This is a genomic window from Polynucleobacter sp. AP-Reno-20A-A9 (genome assembly GCF_018882085.1).
GTDB lineage: Bacteria > Pseudomonadota > Gammaproteobacteria > Burkholderiales > Burkholderiaceae > Polynucleobacter.
In genome coordinates this window covers 22,442-37,388 of the sequence record NZ_JACVPB010000017.1, presented here as the reverse complement: position 1 = coordinate 37,388, position 14,947 = coordinate 22,442, and the positions used below count along the sequence as shown (strand labels likewise).

Below are 14,947 nucleotides of genomic sequence, written 5' to 3'. Positions count from 1 at the left end.
GAATATATCCACTACTACAACCATGATCGAATTAAGCAAAAACTAAAGGGACTGAGCCCGGTAAATTACCGAACTCAATCCCTCGTGCTAACCTAACTAAACTGTCCAACTTTTGGGGGTCAGTTCAGAAGGTGGCTTTTTTAACAACAAAATTAACTGTTCAGTTAATTAAGCAGCTTTACGGCTTTTAGCAGCTGGCTTAGCAACAGCGTATTGACCTTGAATGTTTGCCAAAGCAGCATCAACACTCTTCTCAAAGTTAGCAAATGCATCAGTTGCAGATGCGCGAACTTGGTCAAACTGTTGAAGTGAAGAATCAAATGCAGTTTTGAATGCAGAAACAAAAGCTTCAGAACCAGCAGGAGCTGTTTTAGTAGCTTCTTTAACAAACTTAACCAAATCAGCACGTGCGTCATCGATAGAGGCATCAACTACTTGGGCAACTTCTTTGTTACCGTTACGAACTACTTGGTTTACTTTAGCTTGGTAAGCAGCAGCATATTTAGCGGCTTCTTGAGCAGCTTCTGGCTGAGCTAATTTAGCTAATTGTTGTGGATCCTTGATTGCCAACAATTGTGAGCTTGTATCTTGAGCAGCAACTAAAGCATCTTTAGCGGCAGCTTGGTTGATTTCAGCTAATTCTTGTGCACTTTCAACAGCAACTTGTGCCAAATGTTTAGCAGTTTCGATTGCTTTGGCTTGTGCAGAAGCGAGTTGGTCGTTTAATTGGTTTTGAAACATGATTTATCCTAACTTTAAGTAAATGTGGATTTTTTATTGCGATGCACCATTTTAAGATCGCCATTTTCCAAAAGCAAGATATTTTTGTTGCAAAGCAACATATATTTTCTAAAACCCCATTTAAAGCCTTGAAATCGGGTTTATTGGGCAATTCATTTCTATTTTTCCCATATAGTTTTTAGGAGAATTAGTTAGAAACTTCCAAAGATCATTAGCAATAAAGGGTAGCCCCCCCCCCTACTTTACCCAGGTAGTAAATTCTTCCGCGCTTACTCTGGGGGTGTGGAAACTATTCACTAACGCGTTTTTGTCGGCATGCCCTAGTGCCATACCGCACACAAGCATCTCATTCTCTTTCGCACCGATGCATGGCAGGATGATCTTCGCATAGTCATTCCATGCCGCTTGCGGGCAGGTATCTAAACCTTCACCTCTAGCTGCAATCATCATATTCTGCAAAAACATTCCATAGTCAAGCATCGAGCCCCTGCCAAGCTCCTTATCGATAGTAAAGAAGATGCAAACTGGCGCACCAAATGCCTCAAAGTTTTTTCGATGCTGCGCATGCATCTTGTCTTTATCGCCTTTAGTAATTCCCAATAAACCATACAAGCCCCAACCATTTTCACGACGTCTATCTATATATGGACTAAACCATTTGCTAGGGTAATAGTCATATGCGGATTGATATTCTTTTGCCAACTCGGGATTGAGCGCAATGCTGTCATAAGTAGTGCATACCTTTTTGCATAAATCCTCAAGTGCGTTGCCTTCTACAACATAGGCTTTCCAAGGTTGGGTATTCGTACCTGAGGGCGCTCTTGCAGAGATATCGAGCAGCTTGAGGATGATCTCTTTTGAGACGGCCTCTTTTGTAAATGCCCTTACCGACATACGTGAGGTAATTGCCTCAGCAGCAGTTAATGTCTTCATGAAGATCCCTGGCTTTATTAAGATTTAGCGCTACTAGCTCTTGCCTTATGTAGCTTACGATAGCTATCGATCAAACGATGATGCCTGTCTAAGCCCTCTAACTTCATGCTTGTTGGCGTTAAACCATAGAAACGAACACTGCCATTGATTGAGCCTAATACAGCATCCATCCTGGCATCGCCATACATACGGCGGAAATTAGATTCATAGTCTGACATCTCTAATTCATCATCCAGATGAACTTCAAGGGCAGCATCTAGCGCTTGATAGAACAGCTTACGATCTACCGTATTGTCGTTGTACTGAAGAAATGCACCGACTAGTTCATGCGCCTCATCAAATCGATTGAGGGCAAGATGAATTAACAGCTTTAATTCCAACACAGTAAGTTGACCCCAAACGGTATTCTCATCAAACTCAATGCCAATTAGTGTAGCAATGTCACCGTACTCATCGAGCTCATTATTTTCTAAGCGATCCAGAAGTGCAGTTAAGCTGGCATTATCTAGCTGAGATAGATTGAGAATGTCCTCGCGGAACAGCAAAGACTTGTTGGTGTTATCCCAAATCAGATCTTCAACTGGATAAACCTCAGAATATCCTGGTACCAATATTCGGCAAGCGGTTGCGCCTAGCTGGTCATAAACAGCTACATAAGCCTCTTTGCCAATCTCTTTCAGAATGCCAAATAAAGTTTCAGCCTCTTTGGTATTCGAATCCTCACCCTTGCTAGAGAAATCCCACTCTACAAATTCATAATCCGATTTGGCGCTGAAGAAACGCCAAGATACGATGCCACTGGAATCAATAAAGTGCTCTACAAAGTTATTGGGCTCAGTCACGGCCTCGCTGGCAAAGGTGGGTGGTGGCAGATCATTCAAGCCCTCTAAGCTGCGACCTTGCAAGAGCTCAGTCAAGCTTCTCTCTAAAGCAACCTCAAGACTTGGGTGAGCGCCAAAAGAGGCAAAGACACCGCCTGTTCTTGGGTTCATTAAGGTAACGCACATCACTGGATAGACGCCGCCGAGGGATGCATCTTTAACTAATACTGGGAAGCCTTGCTCCTCAAGACTCTGAATACCGGCCAGAATGCCGGGATACTTCGCGAGCACTTCATGCGGCACATCCGGTAAAGCAATTTCACCCTCCAGAATTTCACGCTTCACTGCTCGCTCAAAAATCTCCGACAAGCACTGCACCTGCGCTTCAGCCAAGGTATTGCCAGCACTCATCCCATTGCTGACGAACAGATTTTCAATGAGGTTAGACGGGAAATACACCGCCTCACCATCAGATTTCCGTACATAAGGCAATGAGCAGATACCGCGCTCTGCATTGCCGGAATTCGTATCCACTAAATGTGAAGCGCGCAACTCGCCATCTGGGTTATAAATATTCAGGCAGTATTCATCCAAAATTTCTGCTGGCAATGCATCTTTCTTGCCAGAATTGAACCAACGCTCATTAGGGTAATGCACAAACTCTGCATTAGCCATATCCTCACCCCAGTAGGCGCCAGCATAGAAATGGTTATTACTCAAACGCTCTATGTACTCGCCCAAGGCAGAAGCCAAAGCGCTTTCTTTTGTTGCACCCTTGCCATTGGTAAAACACATTGGGGAGTGGGCATCGCGTATATGCAGTGACCAAACGTTGGGAATCAGGTTACGCCACGAAGCAATTTCAATCTTGATTCCCAGATTGGCCAAGAGACCTGACATATTGGCAATCGTTTGCTCTAGCGGCAGATCTTTTCCAAGAATATGAGTACTAGCGCTAACGTCAGGCTTTAAAGTCAATAGACTCTGCGCATCAGCATCAAGATTGGCAACTTGCTCAATAACAAACTCGGGACCCTCCTGCACTACCTTCTTAACCGTACAACGCTCAATTGAGCGCAGAATACCTTGTTGATCATTTGCTGAAATATCGGCCGGCAGCTCAACTTGAATTTTAAAGATTTGTTTGTAGCGATTTTCTGGATCAACAATATTATTTTGTGAGAGACGGATATTCTCAGTAGAAATATTTCGAGTATCGCAATACAGCTTTACAAAGTAAGCCGCACATAAGGCAGACGAAGCCAAGAAGTAATCAAAAGGCCCAGGCGCAGAACCGTCACCCTTATAGCGAATCGGCTGGTCAGCAATAACTGTGAAGTCATCGAACTTTGCTTCTAAACGAAGTTTATCGAGAAAGTTGACTTTAATTTCCATGGGGATAATTCCAAAATAGAGTAAAAATTGATGTATGCGTCATTATCCATCTCAACACTAATCTGAAGAATGGCTATAAAACTGAATCAAGCCATATTCGACGATATATGCCCTCTGGATCATGGTCTTGAGTTTGCTTGAACACATTAAAAGGTCTGCCTCCTCTCGGATCCGTGCCTTTACCGGCAATATATAGCCAGTTTCCTTGATTGCTATAAACATCATAGTCAATCAATTGAGACTCAAACCAAGCAGCGCCCGCTTGCCAATCACCCTTCATGTCATAAATCCAATAACTCGCCACAACTTGACGCAGGCGATTCGATAGGTATCCAGTCCTTTGTAATTCACGCATACCGGCATCGATGAGTGGCTCACCAGTCTTACCAGATGACCATTGAATGAATTGCTTGCTATCAAATGGATTGCTTGGATTCTTACTCAAACCTCTAGAGTAATAAAGCTTTTTACCAAACTTAAAATGTAAAAAGCGGAAGTAGTCTCGCCAGAGAAGCTCAAACCAAAGCCAATAGCTTCCGTCGTTTGCTCCATAGCGAACCTCATACTCCGACAACTGTTTTGCAATCGTTCTTGCCGAGCAACATCCCAAAGCCAGCCATGGTGAGAACTTACTGGAGTAATCCATGCCCATTAACTGATTACGCGTTTGCTTATAGGTATCAGGCAAACGACGCTCAAAATATCGCCGGATGTGAGTGTGTGCAGCCCGCTCTCCACCCTGAAATAAGCATTCCTGAGATTGATGATTCAAAGCGTTTTGTTCAACGGAAGACATCTCTATTGATGGCAGTGGCGGGATGCTCTTGGGCGCTTCTAAAGGCCTAGCGAATCTGAGTTTCTGCTTTTCGACTTGTTGGCGAAATTGGGTAAAGATATCTGGCATTTCTTGTAATGCAAATGGCAGGGATTGGGGGTCTAACATGCTCGATTGCCAAATGGAATACACGCGAAAGCCGGCATTCCTTAATAGGGCCACTTGTTCCAACTCTTCAGGCGCCTCTATGTGCTCAAAATAAATGGCCTCTACATCAATCTGCACCCGCAATCTCTCAAACACATTTAATTGATCGCCAGTCAATTCAAATAGTTCCGACCCTAAATTGCTTAGTTGGGCACGCAATTCCTGTAAAGACTGCTCCAAAAATATCCTACGCTGCTCACTAACCCTAAGAAATCCCCATGGGGTATCTTTTTCTAAGTTAGGCTGATGAATGTAAATAGGCAAAAGATGCTCAGCGTCCTTACAGGCCTGTGAGAATGCCGGGTTATCTTCCAGGCGAAGATCATTTCTAAACCAGTAGATGACCGTCTTCACTTATTGCACACCGACCGAAATCACTTGATTCCTGTAGGGTCCTAAGAGTGCTTTTTTGACGATCTTATAGATATCAAGATCAAACTCAGCCTCACCAGATTCCGCCAATTCATAAAGCTCATCTTGATTAATAGCGGTCCCCAGATAGCACCACTTATCAAGCACAATCATTTCACCGCCCTCCCTTATGGCAATAGGACCAGAATAAGGCCATACCTGTACCCTAAAAAGTTCCAAAGCGGTTTTTAACTGTAAATTATGCAAATGAATGGGCGTTTGATTTAGACACGCACCACCACATTGCTTAACCTGATATCCAAAGCAAGACTTACCTTCAATACGCTTCTCTAGGCCGAGTAATGCTTCACATAAGTGATATTTTTTAGCTATTGCCTTTAAGTATGAATGCGCTTCTCGCTTGCTATAGAACAAACCATAAAGGTTATCCTGCAACCCAGGCTGCAAATGATTATGAGTGACCAAGGTAGGGGTAAGCACTCCAGTTGAATCCTCCACCAAGCTCCATGCGCATAAATCCTTAGATCTACGTAGCTTGATATTCATGGAGGGCATGCGCTCTTTTATCAACCTTGACTCCAGTATTAGAGCGCCAAGCTCTCCGCTGGTTTCGATCCAATCAATATCGCGAACCTGCAAAGAGAGTTTCATTTCTTTGCGTTGCGTTAATGCCCCCTGAAAATGCCCCATCACCCTACTGCGCAAGGAAATACTTTTACCGATGTAGAGAGGGGTCTTATTCTCCCCATAAAAAATATAGCAACCAGGGCTATCGGGTATGGAGTCGATTAAATTCTGATCGATGTTTGCAGGAAGGCTGGCATTACCAATGAGCTGATTTATTGCCTCATTCAATTTTTCCTGCCCAAACCTTGACTCGCAAATACGCCAAAATTGAAGCAATAAGTCAGCATCTCCCAATGCGCGATGCCTAGCGCTTACCTTTAGCCCGTGAGCGCCAATAATAGTGTCAAGGTTATGACGAGGTTGATCTGGGAAGAGCAATCGAGATAGTTTGACGGTGCATAAAACTTTCGGCTTAAAGTCAATTCCGACCCTCTTAAACGAGGCCTTGATGAAGCCATAATCAAAGCGAGCGTTGTGAGCAACGAAAATTTTTCCCTCAAGCTCTTTTTTTAGCTCAGCAGCAAGCTCAGAAAAACAAGGCTTACCATGAACCATTGCTGGCGATATGCCGGTCAGTCTTTGAATATTCTGGGGGATAAAGGTTTGTGGATCTATCAGCCTTTCCCATACCTGCAGCTCATTGCCAGCTAAGGTCTTGATCCCAATCTCAGTAATACGATCACGATCAAAATGAGATCCAGTGGTTTCGATATCAACAAAAGCTAAATCTGGGTAAGGGCTACGCTTATCTTTCATGCTAGTAGCATTAAATTGATTCAGTTTGCTGTTGAGCCTTTATTTAAGTAGTCCGCAAAGCTGAAAATAGAATTCGGGCCACGCGGGACATCCTCAATTTTTTTAAAGGTTGTTTTGATGACCTTTTGAGACTCCCCTTTTTTCTTTTTCTCTTCCCTAATAGTGACTGACTTTTCTACTGGTGGATAAGACCTTCTCTCTGGAGCAGTTTGTACATCACTAAAACGTGGAATGTAATCCTTGATTGCTGACGCCAGGGTCACATTGGAGATGCAGCTCATCATGTAAGCTTCAAGAGACTGATAAAGGTCTTTAGCAATATCCGACACCTCTACTTTTCTCTTTTTAATTTTATTCATTGCGAGAACAATGTCTTTGATGGTGATAATTCGAGGGTCCATTGATAACTGATATCCACCCGCCCTCCCTTTCACTGCAACAACTAGACCCGACTCCCTGAGTGGTTTTAGCAATAGCTCAATACGGCTGACCGATATCTGCTGCCTTTTTGCAATCTCTGGGGCGGGGACGAGCTGTCCATTGGCCGAATGGCTTGCAATATCCACAAGGGTATTGAGAGCTACTCTGACTGCTTTAGTGACTTCCATAAGGACTTTCAGCGTAAAAATTGGATTGGGACTAGTATGAAACTGATTTCAGTAACGTGCTGCACTGCATTAATTAACCCTATTTAACTTATGGTTGAAGTGACCAGAACTCAATACCCACTATCTCATAGGCTCCTACGTTTTCTTGCCAGTATTTTGACTGGCGGCATGATTGCTCAAATCGCATCCTACCTGACAGTCTATTTGCTGATAAATGATTCTCAAGCAGCTGGAATGATTGGACACCTAGTGATACAGCATCTTTCTTACTACTTTTTAGGATGTGCATTTGCGATCTTAAGCATTGCTAATATCCTCATTAGAAGAGGAGCGCATTCACTCAAAAGCGTCCGCCTTCCTTCGCTAATTGCGATGATAGCGATTGCAACAGTTAGTTTTCTACTAATACCCCGAATGGATTACCTGAGAGAAACAGCACTAATAGACGGCATGCCCGTCATGCTATCTCCTTTCGCAAACTACTTTCAGATATTAAATGTGCTGGTGATTCTCTTGCTAATAATCCAATTGTTTTCTAGTGCTTTAGTTGCGTGGCGCTTGAGCAATCGCTAATTACCCGAGGTGGATACGAACAGAGGCAATTAGGGGTAATTGTTGTTCGGACCTTAAAAACTGACCAAGCTCAACCCGCTGATTTGATTGGCTTATATGAAATACTTTTGAACCCTCCGATGGCAACTCAATCTTAGCCCACTGGGTATTAAATTCATAAACAAGCTCTCTGTAGCCAATAAATTTTTTGACCACAAGCCGTTTGCCATCAATCTCAATCGTTTCGCAATCTAGAGCATGCCTACAGTAGATTAAAAAGCCAAGCGTTACCGCACTAAGTTCTAAAGCCGTAAAAATGGGAATAACCCATACCCCCGCCAAGAAAAAGCCGGCTCCCACTGTCAACGAAAGACACACCAGCACAATATAGAACTTGAGGAGCTGCCTGGGGGTCAGCGCACAATTTCTGCGCATTTGCCAACGTTTCATACTGAAGCAAATGAAGAGGTGGTTTACGAATATTTATTGATTTTTACTACGTACTTGAGATTTCGCTATTTGATCTGCGCTACGTTGCTGAAAATCAACCATAGTGTGATAACCCATTTGATAACAAGGGCAATGCTTGCCTAGGATCCAGCGGGCAAGTTTGATGCGAAGTTTTTGGACCATATTTATCTCCTAGTGGTAAGCCTTCAATTTAAACGGAAATGTCATTTATTGCTGAACCTAGATCAAAACGGGGGCAATCAGCGAGGGATCAGCGTCAGCAAGAAAATTTTAAATCCATTACATTGAATAAATGACTACTTCTGAACCCCTTCATCGAACAATTCCTCTTTTCCCACTCGGAACTGTATTGTTTCCAGATGGCGTGATTGCCCTGAAAATCTTTGAGGCACGCTATCTGGACATGATTAAAAAGTGTCTGCGTGAAAAAACTGAATTTGGCGTAGTAAGCATCTTAGAAAATCAAGGAGATGAAACTGCGCCTCCTGCTCTTTCCCAAATCGGGACTTTGGCTCAGATTGAAGACTTTGATCCTGTCCAACCCGCCTTATATATGACTAAATCGGTTGGCACACAGCGCTTTAGACTCCTCAGCAGCCAACAAGAACCTAGCGGCCTATGGATTGGTGAAGTAGAACTGCTCGAAAATGATCCCGTTACCCCGGTCCCTCAAGAGCATCAAAGGGTAGTTAATTTATTGAATGAAATTATTTCAGTCATCCAAAGCGAGGATCTTTTAGGGGAGTCACCGTTTAAGGAGCCCTTCAAGATTGATGACTGTGGCTGGGTTTCCAATCGCCTTGCCGAGCTTTTGCCCATCTCCCTAGCTCAAAAGAATCACCTACTCGCCCAAACAAATCCAAGAATCAGGCTTGATCTAGTTACAGAAATTATCGAGGATGATGATTTAAGAAATCTCAAGATGCACTAGAGCCATGCTTGATGAACTGATTCGTAAAACGATTCGAGAGATGGTGGGCGGTGGTGGGCCCCCAGTCGCCTTTCTCACGCCAAAAGGAGACCGCGGCCTATTTGGTCCGGAATCTATTGCCTGGAAAGTACATGCTGACTTTATGTCGATGATGATTGGCGGCATCAGCTCGCTAATCTTGCAAGCTCTTCATCCACAAGCACTAGCAGGAGTTTGGGACCACTCTAGTTTTAGAGAGGATCTCAAAGGTAGATTAGGTAGAACGGCTTTCTTTATTGCAGCCACCACCTATGGTTCAACAGAAATGGCTGACAACATCATCGACAAAGTCAATCAGATTCATAAGAATATAAAAGGCTTTGATGAGTTTGGAAGGCCTTACTCAGCCACAGACCCTCATTTGTTATCTTGGGTTCACCTCACCGAGACAAGAAGCTTTATGCAAGCATTTGAGGGTTATCGAAAGGAAATATTAAGCTCAAGCGATAAAGATCAATATTTTCTAGAAATGAAATTACTTGGTGAAAGAATGGGTGCAAAAGATTTACCCAGCACTTACCATCATACAAATGAAGCTATCAAAGACTATATTCCCGAGCTTTACTTTGGAGATCGTGCAAAAAGTATTTTTGATTTACTGGAAAATTTTCCAAGCAAGCTAGCTGCCAAGCCCTTTATTAAACTCATTAGTCGCGCAGGCTATCTGAATCTTCCTGACTGGGTGTACCCACTCATTAATAGACCTACCCCAAGCTTTTTTGAACGTCTTGCAGTGAGAAAAAGTATTGATCTAGTTGCAGCACCTGTCCGTGAGGCCCTCAAAGATGGGGTGGCCGCCCACTCACTTCGTAGAGTCTACGGATAGCTAACTTAGAAAGACACCATGATTACTAATTATTTACTCTCAGGCATGATTGGCATCATGCTTTTCTTTACCGTAGTCGTTGCACCAACCGTTTTTAAAGTGCTCCCAGTTGAATGGTCCAGCAAGTATGTACGGAAATTTTTTCCTAAATACTATGCCTGCCTAGGCTTAATTACTACTGCTGGTATTTTTACTGCACCCGATGGAGTCAGCAAGGTTTTGCTAGCAATCTGTGCACTGCTCTTTGCCTTTACTCTTATCTACCTCACTGGAAAAATTAATGAGGCTAAAGACCAAGGCCAAAGTCGTCGCTTTCATTTTTTACACGGGGCAAGCGTTGCTATCAACTTATTTCAATTAATTACCTTTATCTATATTGTGGTCAAACTATCATAAATAAAGGAATCAAAAGCTGCGTAGATTCAAGCTGCTGAGTATATAGCCAGCAAAATTTTCCCGAAGATGGGACCTAGGACTCAGGTTTAGCCTTACCTGACTCATCCTCGTTTATTTTATTTGACTTGATTTGCAAATTTAGACTGGCTGCAGACATTTTTTCCCCATCCCACACTTGTCCACACCAGCATTCGCCAGCATCATTAATGATGCAAACACCGGAGCCACAGCAACGTTTATCTGGGGCTTTCATACACCCGCCCTTCTCAAGAAATTGAAATTAAGACTATTCTAGGGTTTTTACTCAATTAGTGCTTGACCCTGTTTACTCATCATGCAAAACCCATTATTTGATCTCGATCCTAAAGATTGCGTCTTGAATCTTTTGCCAAAGGATGGGGGCGCTCATTACCACCCCAAGGTCTTTGATGAACTGCACTCTGCCCAGCTCATGAGTCAGCTTCAAAGCTCTTTGAAATGGGAGGCCGATCAACTCGTGATGTTTGGCAAGAAAATAACTACCCGGCGTAAAGTCGCCTGGGTTGCTGATCCGCACTACACCTATACGTATTCTGGAGTATCAAAGGTGCCGCAAGCCTGGACGCCCGATCTCCTCCTAATAAAAGATCAGGTAGAGGCAATTTCTCAATGTGAATTTAATTCATGTTTACTGAATTTTTATCACGACGGGGATGATGGCATGGGCTGGCACAGCGATGACGAAAGAGAACTTGATCCACATGCCTCCATCGCCTCACTGAGTCTTGGTGCGCAACGTAAATTCGCTTTTCGCCATAAAAAAGATAAAGAAACGATTTCTTTCTTCTTGGAGAATGGTAGCGTCTTGGTCATGAATGCGCCAACTCAAGATTTTTGGCATCATGCTCTACTGAAATCCAAAACTGTATCCGAAGCACGTATTAATCTGACTTTTAGAAAAATGATTTCCTTTGATTAATCAATCCACCACTAAAGCTACCGTCGGCATTATTGGTACAGGTCTGGCCGGACTGAGCTGCGCGACCAGATTACAAGCTCTTGGCTTTGAAGTTTGCGCTTATGAAAAGAGTCGTGGGCCAAGTGGGAGAATGAGCACACGTAGCGGCGAAGGGTGGAGCGCAGACCACGGGGCTCAATATTTCACAGCGAGAGACCCGCTATTTATTCAGGAAATTAACGCTTGGATCAAGGCCGGTGTAGCGGCTGCTTGGCATCCCCGTCTATTCGTATATGAAGGCGATCAATGGCGAGAGAGTATTTCCAATGGGCATCGTTATGTTGGTACCCCTGCCATGAACTCACCCGGGAAATATTTAGCTCAGAACCTATCGATCCAGTTTAACCACACTATCGATAAAATTTTTCGACAAAATGGGAAGTGGTTTATTCACAGTCTAGAAACTGGTGATATTGATCAAGCATTTGACTATTTGATTTTGGCAATACCCGCACCTCAGGCAACTAGCCTCGTCACGTCAACAGATTACTCCCTCGATGGATTTGCCTCTGGAGTAAATATGTTGGGCTGCTGGACAGTAATGGCTCGATTTACAGAATGCCCAGATATCCCTTTTGATGCGGCTTTCATCAATAATGAAATTATTAGCTGGATCTCCCGAAACAATTCTAAGCCTGGACGAGCCAGCCAAGAAACCTGGACTATTCATGCGAACCCGCAGTGGAGTCAGCAATGGATTGAGCTTGATAAAGGGGTTGCCAGTAGCCATATTTTGGAATGCGCCAAGAAACTGGGGCTTCATTGCGAGAATGCTGAAATCTCCATACATCGCTGGCGCTATGCAAGTGGCGCCATCAATTCAGGTTCTGGCTTTATTTTGAATCCAGCTATGAAGCTAGGCCTATGTGGCGATTGGTTAAATGGCGGCAGGGTTGAGGGTGCATGGCTTAGCGGGCAAAAACTGGCTAACGCCATTAACATCTAACGAAATTATTTAATCAGCGAAGGCGCAGAATATGTCTTGTACGGCATCTATCGAATTAAAGGACTTGAGCCTAAAGACTCAAATAGGAAGCTATAAAGACGGTGACATTATTCCTAATGAGCATTTGCTTGATCTCACACTTTGGATTGATTCGAATTTAGTGCTCATCGCAGAAGATAATATGAGGCATGTCTTTGATTACGACCCACTCGTTCTGGAAATTGAGCGGTTGGGGATCGATGGTCATTATGAAACTCAAGAAAGGCTGATGACTAGAATCGTTCAAGCCTGTGCTGTATACCCCCAAATTCAGTCCCTCGAAATTGGTCTGAGAAAATCACCAGTAAGAGATAACAGCGGCTCACTTGGGGTGAGATTAGGCATTGGCCAAGAAGATTTATCAAAAATGAGAGGCTAAGCCATGAGATTCAATCATGTTTTTGCATCAGCAATACTTCTTTTATTTAGCCTCCTACCCCTAGCAGCAAGTGCAAATTTAGCAAATGATTTAAGTGATGGTCAGCATGTACTCCTAATGCGTCACGCAGATGCCCCGGGCTATGGTGATCCTATTGGCTATCAGATCGATCAATGCTCGTCCCAAAGAAACCTGGGTGACTACGGAAAGAAACAGGCAGTCCTGATAGGCGAGTGGCTGAAAAAGCAGGGGATAACGTCTGCAGACTTAATTAGTAGTCCATGGTGTCGGTGTATCGATACTGCCAAGCTACTGGATAAAGGGCCTATCCAGATCTCAACAGTCATTGGCTCATTCTTTGATGATATGAGCCTTGAAAAACAGCAAACAAAACAGCTTGAGCAGTTAATTCAAATGAAGCTCAGCGACAACAATAAGGCTCCAGTCATTCTGGTAACACACCACGTCAACATTCAAGCCTATACAGGTAAAGTAGTGAACGTGGGTGATATGGTTTTAGTCAAGGTGAATAAGAATGGGCAGCACTTATCTCATCAGATTTACCCAAGTCCAAAACCATAGTCAATATCAAGCCTATTATCAGTAGTAGGCAGCTTGCTTCCCAGTGCCATTCTCCAAAAGATGACCAGTCTTTACAAAAATAGTGCAGCCTTCTTTGCTAAAGGGTTGATGCAAACTCATATGCGGGCTTCTGATCCAAGAGCCCGCTGGATAGCGTCCATGCTCATCTTCAAATACCCCATCCACAACAAATATTTCTTCCCCGCCGAAATGTTTATGGGGATTGAAATACGTTTGTGGCGCCCAACGGACCAAAGTTGAGCCACTACCCTGCTGCATCAGCGGCATGACATTTAGACCTGGAACCATACCTTGATACCAAGGAGCAGTTTTAGTGTCGACCACCTCTCGCACCACTTGATCAGGACCAAGGTGTCGCAACTTCACAAAAAGTGTACAGCCAGATTTACTAAATGGGGCATGAGAGGAGCCAGGGGGATTCATGATGTAAGTCCCAGCTGGATAATCTCCGGTCTCATCACTAAAGACCCCCTCTAAAACCAATATCTCTTCACCAAATTCATGGTTATGGGTTTTGAATTGGGATCCCGGTGCATAGCGCACGATAGAAGTTGCCTTAGCTACCTCATCACCCATGCGATCAAGCATACGTCTTTCGACTCCAGGCTCAGGACTAAGGGCCCACGGTAAGTCATGGTGGTTAATAACAATTCGCTCGCTGTAATCAGCATTAATGTTCATTTATTACTTTTCATAAAATAGTTGCTTAAGCATAACAAGCAAATGAAATAGATGCATAAAAGACATAAATGCTATGCACGCTCTTATTAGAACTGAGCTAAAGTCTCCTAAATCACATGAAATTACTTAACGCTTTTATAGGCATTTATGAGCTTGCTACCAAAACCATTTAACGCCCTTGTCATAGGATCATCAGGCACTATAGGGTCCCATTTTGTGAAACTACTAGAGAGCCGCCCATCTTGCTCAAAAGTCATTGGTATTCATCGCAATTCCTCTCATGCAATTGATTACCATCATCCCGAGACTATTGAATCATCCGCAAGTAGCCTGGCTGAGTTAGGACCGTTTCAACTGATCATCAACACTATTGGTGTGTTGCATTCAGAACAATGGATGCCCGAAAAGAAGTTGGATGATCTGAATTCATCTCAACTAACCGAGATGTTCAATACCAACACCATTGGCCCTGCCTTAACAATCAAGTACTTTTCAAAACTCTTAGATCCAAAGCATGGGGTCATGGCAACACTCTCTGCTAAGGTGGGCAGCATTGAAGACAACCGCCTCGGGGGCTGGTATAGCTACAGGGCTTCAAAAGCTGCGCTCAATATGATCATCAAAACAGCTTCAATAGAATTTGCTAGAACAAAACCTAATATTGCATTGATTGCACTGCATCCTGGTACCGTGAACTCCGGCTTGTCGCAGCCGTTTCGTGGCCAACAAATAGGCAGAGACCCTCTAGAAGCTGTCTGCGACATGTTTCATGTCATAGAGAATGTAAGAAAAGAGGATTCTGGAAGCTTCCTGACCTATTCTGGGGAAAAGTTGCCTTGGTAAAAAATGGCT

General features: G+C 43.6%; 20 protein-coding genes. 10 read left to right on the top strand and 10 right to left on the bottom strand.

Annotated elements, in window-relative coordinates:
* Positions 1-96, top strand: a 96-nt coding sequence (locus tag ICN39_RS10795) for an IS3 family transposase (protein WP_216233278.1), incomplete at its 5' end; no start/stop codon positions are given.
* A gap of 72 nt (positions 97-168) precedes the next feature.
* On the opposite strand, the gene ICN39_RS10790 is transcribed toward ICN39_RS10795, so the two are convergent.
* From ICN39_RS10790 to ICN39_RS10765, 6 genes are all read right to left on the bottom strand, one after another.
* On the bottom strand, positions 169-741 hold the full coding sequence (locus ICN39_RS10790; RefSeq protein WP_216234111.1) for a phasin family protein: 573 nt from the start codon (positions 739-741) through the stop codon (positions 169-171).
* Positions 742-978: 237 nt separating this feature from the next.
* Positions 979-1,674 (bottom strand): nitroreductase, encoded by a 696-nt coding sequence (locus tag ICN39_RS10785; protein WP_216234110.1) that lies wholly within the window; start codon positions 1,672-1,674, stop codon positions 979-981.
* 17 nt (positions 1,675-1,691) lie between these two features.
* Positions 1,692-3,890, bottom strand: a complete 2,199-nt coding sequence (locus ICN39_RS10780) for an OsmC domain/YcaO domain-containing protein (protein ID WP_216234109.1) — start codon at positions 3,888-3,890, stop codon at positions 1,692-1,694.
* Between the two features lie 73 nt (positions 3,891-3,963).
* Complete coding sequence (locus ICN39_RS10775; protein WP_216234108.1) at positions 3,964-5,226, bottom strand: DASH family cryptochrome; 1,263 nt, start codon at positions 5,224-5,226, stop codon at positions 3,964-3,966.
* Complete coding sequence (locus ICN39_RS10770) at positions 5,227-6,627, bottom strand: exonuclease domain-containing protein (RefSeq protein WP_216234107.1); 1,401 nt, start codon at positions 6,625-6,627, stop codon at positions 5,227-5,229.
* A 20-nt stretch (positions 6,628-6,647) separates the two neighbouring features.
* Entirely contained in the window at positions 6,648-7,235 is a 588-nt protein-coding gene (locus ICN39_RS10765; protein ID WP_216234106.1) for an Rrf2 family transcriptional regulator, read from the bottom strand.
* A gap of 90 nt (positions 7,236-7,325) precedes the next feature.
* Here ICN39_RS10765 and ICN39_RS10760 point away from each other — a divergent pair, with 90 nt between their 5' ends.
* The gene (locus tag ICN39_RS10760) at positions 7,326-7,808 is read left to right on the top strand and encodes a DUF4149 domain-containing protein (protein WP_216234105.1); all 483 of its coding nucleotides are present in this window, start codon (positions 7,326-7,328) and stop codon (positions 7,806-7,808) included.
* Here ICN39_RS10760 and ICN39_RS10755 read toward each other — a convergent pair whose 3' ends face one another.
* Positions 7,809-8,237: a DUF2244 domain-containing protein gene (locus ICN39_RS10755; RefSeq protein WP_216234104.1), complete on the bottom strand. Its 429-nt coding sequence runs from the start codon at positions 8,235-8,237 to the stop codon at positions 7,809-7,811.
* 33 nt (positions 8,238-8,270) lie between these two features.
* The gene (locus tag ICN39_RS10750; RefSeq protein ID WP_216234103.1) at positions 8,271-8,420 is read right to left on the bottom strand and encodes a hypothetical protein; all 150 of its coding nucleotides are present in this window, start codon (positions 8,418-8,420) and stop codon (positions 8,271-8,273) included.
* 130 nt (positions 8,421-8,550) lie between these two features.
* On the opposite strand from ICN39_RS10750, the gene ICN39_RS10745 reads away from it, so the two are divergent.
* The 3 genes from ICN39_RS10745 to ICN39_RS10735 are packed head-to-tail and all read left to right on the top strand — an operon-like array spanning position 8,551 to position 10,450.
* Positions 8,551-9,189, top strand: a complete 639-nt coding sequence (locus tag ICN39_RS10745; RefSeq protein ID WP_216234102.1) for an LON peptidase substrate-binding domain-containing protein — start codon at positions 8,551-8,553, stop codon at positions 9,187-9,189.
* A gap of 4 nt (positions 9,190-9,193) precedes the next feature.
* Entirely contained in the window at positions 9,194-10,054 is an 861-nt protein-coding gene (locus ICN39_RS10740; protein ID WP_216234101.1) for an oxygenase MpaB family protein, read from the top strand.
* Between the two features lie 18 nt (positions 10,055-10,072).
* The gene (locus ICN39_RS10735; protein WP_216234100.1) at positions 10,073-10,450 is read left to right on the top strand and encodes a DUF4149 domain-containing protein; all 378 of its coding nucleotides are present in this window, start codon (positions 10,073-10,075) and stop codon (positions 10,448-10,450) included.
* A 73-nt stretch (positions 10,451-10,523) separates the two neighbouring features.
* On the opposite strand, the gene ICN39_RS10730 is transcribed toward ICN39_RS10735, so the two are convergent.
* Positions 10,524-10,703, bottom strand: coding sequence for a hypothetical protein (locus tag ICN39_RS10730; protein WP_216234099.1), 180 nt, complete (start codon positions 10,701-10,703; stop codon positions 10,524-10,526).
* Between the two features lie 81 nt (positions 10,704-10,784).
* Here ICN39_RS10730 and ICN39_RS10725 point away from each other — a divergent pair, with 81 nt between their 5' ends.
* The 4 genes from ICN39_RS10725 to ICN39_RS10710 are packed head-to-tail and all read left to right on the top strand — an operon-like array spanning position 10,785 to position 13,393.
* Positions 10,785-11,408, top strand: coding sequence for an alpha-ketoglutarate-dependent dioxygenase AlkB (locus tag ICN39_RS10725; RefSeq protein ID WP_216861039.1), 624 nt, complete (start codon positions 10,785-10,787; stop codon positions 11,406-11,408).
* A complete protein-coding gene (locus ICN39_RS10720; RefSeq protein WP_216234098.1) occupies positions 11,401-12,393 on the top strand; it encodes an NAD(P)/FAD-dependent oxidoreductase in 993 nt (330 codons plus the stop codon). The genes ICN39_RS10725 and ICN39_RS10720 overlap by 8 nt, the downstream gene beginning before the upstream one ends.
* 31 nt (positions 12,394-12,424) lie before the next feature.
* Positions 12,425-12,811, top strand: a complete 387-nt coding sequence (locus ICN39_RS10715) for a dihydroneopterin aldolase (RefSeq protein ID WP_216234097.1) — start codon at positions 12,425-12,427, stop codon at positions 12,809-12,811.
* A gap of 3 nt (positions 12,812-12,814) precedes the next feature.
* Entirely contained in the window at positions 12,815-13,393 is a 579-nt protein-coding gene (locus tag ICN39_RS10710) for a histidine phosphatase family protein (protein WP_216234096.1), read from the top strand.
* 18 nt (positions 13,394-13,411) lie between these two features.
* Here the strand turns inward: ICN39_RS10710 and ICN39_RS10705 are convergent, their stop codons facing one another.
* Entirely contained in the window at positions 13,412-14,095 is a 684-nt protein-coding gene (locus ICN39_RS10705) for a cupin domain-containing protein (protein ID WP_216234095.1), read from the bottom strand.
* Between the two features lie 216 nt (positions 14,096-14,311).
* On the opposite strand from ICN39_RS10705, the gene ICN39_RS10700 reads away from it, so the two are divergent.
* Positions 14,312-14,938, top strand: coding sequence for an SDR family NAD(P)-dependent oxidoreductase (locus ICN39_RS10700; protein WP_370623738.1), 627 nt, complete (start codon positions 14,312-14,314; stop codon positions 14,936-14,938).
* Positions 14,939-14,947 lie beyond the last annotated feature (9 nt).

Excerpts from the sequence above, each read along its gene's own strand:
- ICN39_RS10790 (WP_216234111.1), bottom strand. The coding sequence starts at position 741 with ATGTTTCAAAACCAATTAAACGACCAACTCGCTTCTGCACAAGCCAAA.
- ICN39_RS10785 (WP_216234110.1), bottom strand. The coding sequence starts at position 1,674 with ATGAAGACATTAACTGCTGCTGAGGCAATTACCTCACGTATGTCGGTA.
- ICN39_RS10780 (WP_216234109.1), bottom strand. The coding sequence starts at position 3,890 with ATGGAAATTAAAGTCAACTTTCTCGATAAACTTCGTTTAGAAGCAAAG.
- ICN39_RS10770 (WP_216234107.1), bottom strand. The coding sequence starts at position 6,627 with ATGAAAGATAAGCGTAGCCCTTACCCAGATTTAGCTTTTGTTGATATC.
- ICN39_RS10765 (WP_216234106.1), bottom strand. The coding sequence starts at position 7,235 with ATGGAAGTCACTAAAGCAGTCAGAGTAGCTCTCAATACCCTTGTGGAT.
- ICN39_RS10760 (WP_216234105.1), top strand. The coding sequence starts at position 7,326 with ATGGTTGAAGTGACCAGAACTCAATACCCACTATCTCATAGGCTCCTA.
- ICN39_RS10755 (WP_216234104.1), bottom strand. The coding sequence starts at position 8,237 with ATGAAACGTTGGCAAATGCGCAGAAATTGTGCGCTGACCCCCAGGCAG.
- ICN39_RS10750 (WP_216234103.1), bottom strand. The coding sequence starts at position 8,420 with ATGGTCCAAAAACTTCGCATCAAACTTGCCCGCTGGATCCTAGGCAAG.
- ICN39_RS10745 (WP_216234102.1), top strand. The coding sequence starts at position 8,551 with ATGACTACTTCTGAACCCCTTCATCGAACAATTCCTCTTTTCCCACTC.
- ICN39_RS10740 (WP_216234101.1), top strand. The coding sequence starts at position 9,194 with ATGCTTGATGAACTGATTCGTAAAACGATTCGAGAGATGGTGGGCGGT.
- ICN39_RS10735 (WP_216234100.1), top strand. The coding sequence starts at position 10,073 with ATGATTACTAATTATTTACTCTCAGGCATGATTGGCATCATGCTTTTC.
- ICN39_RS10730 (WP_216234099.1), bottom strand. The coding sequence starts at position 10,703 with ATGAAAGCCCCAGATAAACGTTGCTGTGGCTCCGGTGTTTGCATCATT.
- ICN39_RS10725 (WP_216861039.1), top strand. The coding sequence starts at position 10,785 with ATGCAAAACCCATTATTTGATCTCGATCCTAAAGATTGCGTCTTGAAT.
- ICN39_RS10715 (WP_216234097.1), top strand. The coding sequence starts at position 12,425 with ATGTCTTGTACGGCATCTATCGAATTAAAGGACTTGAGCCTAAAGACT.
- ICN39_RS10710 (WP_216234096.1), top strand. The coding sequence starts at position 12,815 with ATGAGATTCAATCATGTTTTTGCATCAGCAATACTTCTTTTATTTAGC.
- ICN39_RS10705 (WP_216234095.1), bottom strand. The coding sequence starts at position 14,095 with ATGAACATTAATGCTGATTACAGCGAGCGAATTGTTATTAACCACCAT.